The sequence below is a fragment of the Pararcticibacter amylolyticus genome (assembly GCF_003130405.1).
Taxonomy (GTDB): domain Bacteria; phylum Bacteroidota; class Bacteroidia; order Sphingobacteriales; family Sphingobacteriaceae; genus Arcticibacter; species Arcticibacter amylolyticus.
The window spans coordinates 86,709-92,392 of record NZ_QEAS01000004.1 but is presented as its reverse complement, the minus strand read 5'-3'; the positions used below and the strand labels follow the sequence as shown (position 1 = coordinate 92,392).

Annotated in this window: 6 protein-coding genes; 3 read left to right on the top strand and 3 right to left on the bottom strand. The window is 45.0% G+C overall.

Translation table 11 applies throughout. The features are described 5' to 3' along the window. From DDR33_RS06270 to ubiE, 3 genes are all read right to left on the bottom strand, one after another. Window positions 1-754 (bottom strand): SDR family oxidoreductase (locus DDR33_RS06270; RefSeq protein WP_109415102.1); only part of this gene is annotated, 754 nt, incomplete at its 3' end. A 118-nt stretch (window positions 755-872) separates the two neighbouring features. Further along, window positions 873-1,613 (bottom strand): type IX secretion/gliding motility protein PorT/SprT, encoded by a 741-nt coding sequence (gene porT / locus DDR33_RS06265; protein ID WP_109414921.1) that lies wholly within the window; start codon window positions 1,611-1,613, stop codon window positions 873-875. Continuing rightward, a complete protein-coding gene (ubiE, locus tag DDR33_RS06260) occupies window positions 1,610-2,341 on the bottom strand; it encodes a bifunctional demethylmenaquinone methyltransferase/2-methoxy-6-polyprenyl-1,4-benzoquinol methylase UbiE (RefSeq protein WP_109414920.1) in 732 nt (243 codons plus the stop codon). The genes porT and ubiE overlap by 4 nt, the downstream gene beginning before the upstream one ends. A gap of 134 nt (window positions 2,342-2,475) precedes the next feature. On the opposite strand from ubiE, the gene DDR33_RS06255 reads away from it, so the two are divergent. From DDR33_RS06255 to DDR33_RS06245, 3 genes are all read left to right on the top strand, one after another. Then, the gene (locus tag DDR33_RS06255; protein WP_109414919.1) at window positions 2,476-3,183 is read left to right on the top strand and encodes an NUDIX hydrolase; all 708 of its coding nucleotides are present in this window, start codon (window positions 2,476-2,478) and stop codon (window positions 3,181-3,183) included. A gap of 73 nt (window positions 3,184-3,256) precedes the next feature. Continuing rightward, window positions 3,257-4,936, top strand: coding sequence for a ribulokinase (locus DDR33_RS06250; protein WP_109414918.1), 1,680 nt, complete (start codon window positions 3,257-3,259; stop codon window positions 4,934-4,936). A gap of 57 nt (window positions 4,937-4,993) precedes the next feature. Beyond that, on the top strand, window positions 4,994-5,684 hold a 691-nt coding region (locus tag DDR33_RS06245), incomplete at its 3' end, for an L-ribulose-5-phosphate 4-epimerase (RefSeq protein ID WP_109414917.1).

The following is a 5,684-nucleotide window of genomic DNA, read 5'->3' as shown; positions in this document are numbered from 1 at the left end:
CCTTATGCCAGTAATACGCTCCCGCCTGTGCTCTGGGCATTACCACCAGTTCGTTGATATTTACATGAGGCGGGCGGGAAACCGCAAACCATATCGTATCTGCAACATCTTCCGCAACAAGCGGATCAAAACCCTGGTATACCGTCTTCGCACGATCCTTGTCCCCTTTAAACCTGACTTCCGAAAATTCAGTTTCCACAGCCCCTGGATGAATGGCAGTAACCCGGATTCCATGAGGAAGCAAATCAATCCTCATACCTTTATTTAAAGAATCTACAGCATGCTTTGTAGCACAATAAACATTACCATTAGCATAAGTCTCCTTACCTGCTATAGACCCGAGGTTTATAATGTGACCCTGTTTCCTTTCCACCATCCACGGCGACACTACACGGGTAACATAAAGAAGGCCTTTTATGTTTGTATCGATCATCCTGTCCCAGTCGTCTGTATCTCCCCGGTCAACCGGATCGAGCCCCTGGCTTAAACCAGCATTATTCACCAGTACGTCCACAGATTGCCATTCCTTCGGAAGACCGTTAAGCTTCAGCATCACTTCTTCTTTATTTCTGACATCGAGAGTAAGGGTCTGAATTCTGATTTTAAAAGCACTGCGTAATTCTGCCGATAGGATTTCCAGTCTTTCTGTACGTCTGCCTGTGAGAATGAGGTTGTAATTTTGTGCTGCAAACAACCTGGCACACGCTTCGCCGATTCCGGCAGTAGCTCCAGTTATAAGAGCAATTTTAGACATATCCATCTATTTTGAATGCGAAATTAAGAAATTAGTTTAGTTATTATTTCAATAAATTATCATGGTTTACTCACGATATATTCTTGAGCCTGATAACCTGAAAGTTAAAGGAAGCACTTTATTCGAAAGATAGGCTGAATTGTATGTTCCTTAAGAACATCTTCTCAATAGGATTGGCGAAAGGAGTCCTGTCATGCATTAAGATATCGTTGACAGACTGGGAGAATTTTATTTCCGGAGACATTTTGAAATATTCGAAATAAAGGTCAAACCCGATCGCGGCTTCATAGGATAAAAACCCTTTTTTAGTCTTCAGGAACTTTTCAGACATGATCAGGTCTTCATCATTAAGCTTTTTCTTAGAGATAATGTCCATGGAGTACTTGCCGCCCGCGAGTATATAAGCTCTGAAATTCTTCCGCCTGTCTGATTTAAGCTTCACACCAAAAGGAATGTCAATCATGGTCGACTGCACCTTCTTTTCCAGTAAACCCTCGGTCTTATATCCGTAATAAGCCAGGCGGTCTGAAAATACGAGAATAGGGGTCACCCTTAAATTAACGTTGTTTCCCAACCTCAGATCACTTACAAAGCCGATCCCGAATCCCGGTTTGCCTTGCGAACTGATATTATAAAGAGAATCATAAAGAATCCTTTCAGAAGGATCGTATTCCCCGGGACTTGCAAATGGAGCCTGCCAGTTCGGCCTTTTTTGAATCTTAAACTCCGAATTAACATACTGGAAAGTAAAACCGAAATGCAGGATTTCGTCATCCACCCCTCCTCCCCAGTTCTCCTGTGCAGAAGAACTCAGGGCGAAGCACATCAACATCACGAAAAATCCCAGATATCTTCTCATTTAATCCCAGTGTAGATCGAACTAATGCCAAACGTTAGAGGACGGTACTTAGTTTGCCTGTAACCTATTTTTTCCATCATAGCAACAAAAGCCTTCCCATCCGGAAAAGCAGCAACCGATTCCGGAAGATATTTATAAGCACTGTTGTCCTTCGAAAAGATCCGCCCTATAGTGGGGGTAACCGAATTAAAATAAAAATTATAAAGCTGCTTTACCGGGAAAACCTTCGGTTTGGAAAACTCCAGGATCACCACCCTGCCCCCCGGCCTCAATACCCGGAGCATATCTTCCAATCCTTTTTCCAGGTTTTCAAAATTACGCACTCCATAAGCAACAGTGATGGCATCGAATGTATTATCCTCAAAAAGAAGTTTTTCAGAATCCCCCAGCTTAACCTCAAAGATGTCAGCAAGACCCCTGCTTTCTATCTTCTGCCTGGCAACCTTCAGCATTCCTTCCGAAATATCCACACCAGTCACTTTCTCTGGTTTCAGCATTTTTATCGCTTCAAACGCAAAATCACCCGTTCCCGTAGCAACATCCAGGATCCTCGCGGGACGGTCCTTTTTCAACTCACCTATCGCCTTCTTTCTCCATATTATATCTATTCCAAGAGACATAAAATGATTCAGGAAGTCGTATGAGTGAGATATATTATTAAACATATCTGCTACCTGTTCTTTCTTCGTAGCATTGTTATCTTTATATGGAATTATTTCCTTCGGCATAGTGGGCAAAGATAAGAATATCAACCTCACAAGCCCTATACGTTTTTTTGAATCGAATGTTATAGAGAAAGAATAGTTTTTATAGCTGAAAATTTGGCTGTTTAATTTCCATCCGTTAATATTGTACCCACTGCATGAGCAAATATTCTAAACAAACCCGCTTTCTTGTTGCGATCGACTGTATTATTTTTGGTTTTGATGGAGAAAATCTCCGGCTTTTACTCATCCATAGAGGAATGGAGCCTGAAAAGAACAAATGGAGCCTGATGGGCGGTTTTGTTCAGCCGGATGAAAGTACCGACGATGCGGCCGCCCGCATTCTGAAACAATTAACAGGAATGGAAGGCGTTTATATGGAACAGCTGAGAGCGTTCGGCGACCCAAAACGCGATCCTATAGAGAGAGTGATCAGTCTTGGTTATTCAGCCCTGGTTGACATACATAAGTATAAAGAACAGCTCAGTGACGAATTTCAGCCAGAGTGGTTTCTCCTCAAAGACATGCCAGATCTGATTTTCGATCACCAGGAAATGGTACAGGCAGCCCTCAAAAACCTGCGGTATAAGGCCGCCCTCCACCCTATCCTTTTTGAATTACTTCCCGAAAAATTCACATTGCCCCAATTGCAGTCCCTCTATACAGGAGTATACGACGCTGAATTCGATAAACGTAATTTCAGCAGGAAAGTACTCTCAACCGGATTGCTGATCCGCCAGAAAGAGAAAGACAAAGAAAATTCTAAAAAGGGAGCATTTTATTACATTCTCGACAAATCAAAGTATAAGGACAAGTTTCAGTCCTTTTTAAACTTTGTCCCCAATCCCGACAATTTTCTTTTTTAAAAAGTCATTGCATTTTATAAAGAATTTCTATTTTTGGATCAAATAAGTGTTATTTGGACACGAAATACCAGTTATGATCTCAGACAGCTTTGTTATAGGAGTAGACTACGGAACAGATTCCGTACGCTCAGTAATTGTAAACGCCGGCACTGGAGAAGAGGTTGCCGCATCAGTATTTTATTATCCACGTTGGAAAGAGGGAAAATATTGCGATCCTGGAAAAAATCAGTTCAGACAGCACCCGCTTGATTACGTCGAAGGACTTGAACAGACTATTAAAAATTGCCTTCAGCAAGCCGGAGAACAGGTAGCGGCTAAGATCCGGGCGATTTCTGTCGACACAACAGGCTCCACTCCCGTAGCCGTTGATAAGAATGGTACTCCTCTGGCGCTGTTGCCGGAATTCAGTGAAAATCCAAACGCCATGTTTGTGCTTTGGAAAGACCACACTTCTGTAAAAGAAGCTGCTGAAATTAACGCTCACGCAAAGAACTTCGACACGAACTACCTCCAGTTTGTAGGAGGTATATATTCATCAGAATGGTTCTGGGCAAAGCTCCTGCACACGTTCAGGGCCGACGAAAAAGTCCGTAATGCCTGCCAGTCATGGGTGGAACACTGCGACTGGATCCCTTTCTTGCTAACAGGGGGTCAGGATGTCAATCAGGTTAAGCGCGGCGTTTGTTCTGCCGGTCATAAGTCCTTATGGTCAGAAGAATATAATGGTTTTCCGCCTGATGAATTCTTCGCGAGCCTCGATCCTCTGCTGAAAGGTTTCACTGCAAAATTACCTTCGGACACTTACACTGCTGCTGAGGCTGCCGGAACTATCAGTAAAGAATGGGCAGAGCGCCTGGGCATTCCTGCCGACGTAGTAATCGGTATTGGCGCCTTCGACGCACATATGGGTGCTGTAGGCGGCCAAATTGAGCCCTATTACCTGAGCAAAGTAATGGGAACATCTACTTGCGACATGCTCGTGGCCCCTTCTGACGAAGTAAAGGGAACTTTGGTGAACGGCATCTGCGGACAGGTAAACGGTTCCATTATCCCGGGAATGATCGGAATGGAAGCAGGCCAGTCGGCTTTTGGTGATGCTTATGCCTGGTTCAAAAACATCCTGCTCTGGCCTGTAAAAAACATGCTCGGACAGACAACTGTTGTGGATTCAGAAACAGCATCTAAACTGATAGCCGACATCGAAAAAAGAATCATGCCTGAACTGGACCGCCGTGCCGGAGAACTTGAACCCGAAGAGCACGGAGAACTGGCCATTGAATGGCTCAACGGCAGACGCACTCCTGATGCTAATCAGATGCTGAAGGGAGCTTTCCTGGGTCTTGACCTTGGAACCGATGCCATTAAAATGTACAGGTCTCTTGTTGAAGCTACCTGCTTTGGCGCAAAGAAAATTGTCGACCGCTTTAATGAACAGGGTGTTCCCGTTAAAGGCCTGATCGGACTGGGAGGCGTCGCAAAGAAATCTCCTTTCATCATGCAAATGATGGCCGACGTGATGAACATGCCCATCAGGATCCATAAATCAGAACAGACCTGCGCCATCGGAGCCGCTATGTTTGCAGCCACAGCTGCTGGTCTTTACCCCAAGGTAGAAGATGCGATGAATGCAATGGGGCAGGGATTTGACAAAGAGTATTTCCCGGATCCTTCACGCACTGAAATTTATGCAAAACGTTACGAACGTTATTCTGAAGCAGGCGCATTGGTAGAAAACATTTTTGTTGAACATTAATCCAGCACCGGCGGCTAAGGGTTTAGTAAAAACCTTCAGCCGCCGGCATATAACACAATGAATTACGAAGATATCAGACAATCAGCATACAATGCCAATATGCAGCTGCCCAAACTGGGACTGGTGCTGTTTACATTTGGCAATGTAAGTGCTGCAGACAGGTCAAAGGGAGTATTTGCTATTAAGCCTAGCGGCGTTCCCTATGAAGACCTGACACCTGAAAACATGGTGATCGTAGATTTTGACGGCAAAATAGTAGAAGGCACATTACGGCCTTCCTCCGACACGAACACGCATGCCGTGCTTTACAAACATTGGGAAAAGATCGGCGGAATCGTACACACTCACTCAACCTATGCTACAGCATGGGCCCAGAGCCAGCGTGATATTCCAATCTTCGGCACTACGCATGCCGACCACTTAACTGCCGACGTCCCCTGCGCCCCGCCCATGGATGACGCTATGATCGAAGGTGACTACGAATATCAGACCGGCTTCCAGATTATGGACTGCTTTAAAGAGAAAGGGCTCAGCTATGAAGAGGTCGAAATGATCCTGGTTGGGAACCATGCTCCCTTCACCTGGGCAAAAACAGCAGAAAAGGCCGTTTACAACAGTGCTGTACTCGAAGCAGTAGCGCAGATGGCGCTCCTGACAGAGCAGATCAACCCTAAGGCGCCCAGGCTCAAAGACTCTCTTATCAGGAAGCATTTCGAACGGAAACACGGGCCTCACTCCTACTACGGCC

Coding starts and splice junctions, on each gene's coding strand:
- DDR33_RS06255 (WP_109414919.1), top strand. CDS start 2,476: ATGAGCAAATATTCTAAACAAACCCGCTTTCTTGTTGCGATCGACTGT.
- ubiE (WP_109414920.1), bottom strand. CDS start 2,341: ATGCCGAAGGAAATAATTCCATATAAAGATAACAATGCTACGAAGAAA.
- DDR33_RS06250 (WP_109414918.1), top strand. CDS start 3,257: ATGATCTCAGACAGCTTTGTTATAGGAGTAGACTACGGAACAGATTCC.
- porT (WP_109414921.1), bottom strand. CDS start 1,613: ATGAGAAGATATCTGGGATTTTTCGTGATGTTGATGTGCTTCGCCCTG.